The sequence below is a fragment of the Alteromonas sp. G5_S2_22_S1 genome, assembly GCF_054968525.1.
Map to the genome: position 1 here is coordinate 1 of NZ_JBQKUJ010000037.1, position 2,389 is coordinate 2,389.

The window sequence follows — 2,389 nt, forward strand, 5'->3', positions numbered from 1 at the left end:
TATAGAACGTCAACTGTCTTGACCGGTCCGGCGTCAATTATCTTGACCGGTTGTCGCTGAGTTATTCTTCCTGTTTTATTGCTGTTTTTCTTCGATAGCTTTCTCCCTGTAATTGAATGATATGTGAGTGATGAACGAGCCGGTCTATAGCTGCAACTGTCATGGTAGTATCGGTGAACAATGCATCCCAGTCTTCGAACGATTGATTGGATGTAATGATAAGGCTGAACCTCTCATAACGGTGCGCAATGAGTTCGAACAGCACACTGGTTTCTTGTTCTGTCTTTCTGATATAGCCGATGTCGTCCACGATTAGCACTTGGTATTTATCCAGTTTATTCAGCGCATCCTGGAGTTTTAGTTGCTGTTTGGCGTCTTGTAGGTGTTGCACCAAGGCGGTGGCCGGATAGAACTTTACGCGGGTTCCAGCTTCTATCAGGCTGTAACCTAATGCGCTGGCGAGGTGGGTTTTGCCTACACCGCTAGCACCGAACAGTAGTAGGTTTGTGGCATGTTTAACCCATTCGTGGTTATCGGCCAGGTCATGCAGGCGCGCTTTACTAATGCCTTCTATGGCATTGAAGTCGAAGCCGCCAACGTGTTTGCCTGAGGGCAAGTTTGACTCTTTTAGGTAACGTAATTGTCGCTTGTCTGTCCGACTTGCTAGCTCCATATGGCACAACTCACTTAAGTAGTGTTCGGGTCGCCATTGTTCGTGCAGTGCTTTTTCAGCAAGGCTCTCCCAGTGGTTTCTGAACTCACTTAAGCGCAAGCTTTTTAGCATCAATGGTAGTGAAGCTGTATTAGTCATTTCGACCTCCTTGCAACAGTAGGCCATACTGTTTTAACGAATGCTGCCCCACTTGGAGTTGGGGTATATCACGTGTTTGTTGCTGGAAGCGCTCTTGGCAGTCAAACAGGCTGGGCAGTCTCCCCGTATTCAGTTGCTGCATGATAAAGCGCCCCAGCCGTATTTCGTTATCTTTTTTGCTGGCAAGGTGAAGCACTCTGACGATATAACGACAGGCATCATCTGCTTTCATATTGCCGTTAACATATTGCCAGATGCATCGGTAATCCTCGTTAGGTAATAGCTCGTCGCGCCACTGTGAACACCGGAAGGCTTGTGGCTTTTTAACCAGAGCATCTATGACGTGTTTGTAATTGACGCTGCGTTTACGCGAACTGCCTTGCGCATAAACGCGCTCTAGGGTGTAAGTCAGTTCATGACCGAGATATAAGGCTAACCTGTTATCATACACTTGTACCCGCAAGCGACTGCCTATCAGGCGGGAAGGCACTGTGTAGGTCACGCGTTTAACATTGATAGTGCTGGTGCGCGAGACGCGCACATATTCTATTGAGTAATTGGCGCTACCTACAGGCGGCAATGGCTGTAATTGTCGCTGCTCTTTGATAAAGGCGGTGTTGATACGCTTGTTACGCCGCCCAACTAACTGCTGAATAAAGCCTTCATAGTCATCGCGACAGTTAAAATCGAACGAGCCGCGTATACGCAGCGCTTGTTCTAACTGCGCTTTGACATGTCGATTGCTAGACTCGATAACACCATTTTCATGCGCTACACCGGTATTATTACGTGTGGCCGTAAAACCGTAATGCGCCATCAACGACTTATAGCGTTCGGTAAATGCCTCGGCATTGTCATGGTTTCGGTACGCCGCACTTAAGCTGTCAGTGCGGACTTCTTTGGGCACGCCACCACTTTCTCTAAACGCTTTCTGAAGGCTATCGGAGAATGCAGCAAAGCTCTCACCGCCATAAACTACTTGGCAATACTGCCAGCCGCTGGCCGCTAGGCGATAGTTAAACAGCATGTGCTTACACGGCTCTCGTCCTATGGTGATAGGAGATTTGACGTGGGTAAAGTCACATATTCCCAGTAGTCCTGATTCGTGATGCTGCAAGAACATCACATCTTTAGCGCCACCGTGTAATTGTCGCCACTTCTTAATTCTGCGCTCAAGCGTACGTCGTGCTGTAGTTGGGAAGTCGTCACTATGTGATTCACATAGATGATCAAATACGCCTACCGGCGTAATCAATTCATCTTGTTGTAAGATGGGAACAACGACACTCTCCCACACCGCTTCAAGAGGATCGGGTCTGGTACGCCATTGGCGTTTTGCTTGATTAGGTTGGTGACGACCATTCTCGATTCGTCTGGCGGAGCTAACAGAGATATCCGCTTTACTGGCGGCCACTTCCTGCGTGAAATCCTTTCTGAACTTCATATATAACCTGACTTGTTTTTCTGTGATGTGATTTCCCGACACGCCATTCTCCTCGAATTATCGTGTCGAACCTTAACAGAACAACCGGTCAAGATAGTTGTCGCTCAACCGTTCAAGTTAATTGTCGCTTTATA

The 2,389-nt window shown here is 47.8% G+C and carries 2 protein-coding genes; both read right to left on the reverse strand.

All coding sequences use genetic code 11. From position 1 onward, the window contains the following. Nucleotides 1-61 precede the first annotated feature (61 nt). A complete protein-coding gene (gene istB, locus ACTRWF_RS19530; RefSeq protein ID WP_462836090.1) occupies nucleotides 62-811 on the reverse strand; it encodes an IS21-like element helper ATPase IstB in 750 nt (249 codons plus the stop codon). Continuing rightward, nucleotides 804-2,297: an IS21 family transposase gene (gene istA, locus ACTRWF_RS19535; protein WP_163106107.1), complete on the reverse strand. Its 1,494-nt coding sequence runs from the start codon at nucleotides 2,295-2,297 to the stop codon at nucleotides 804-806. Before istA ends, istB begins: the two co-directional genes overlap by 8 nt. Between the last annotated feature and the right edge of the window lie 92 nt (nucleotides 2,298-2,389).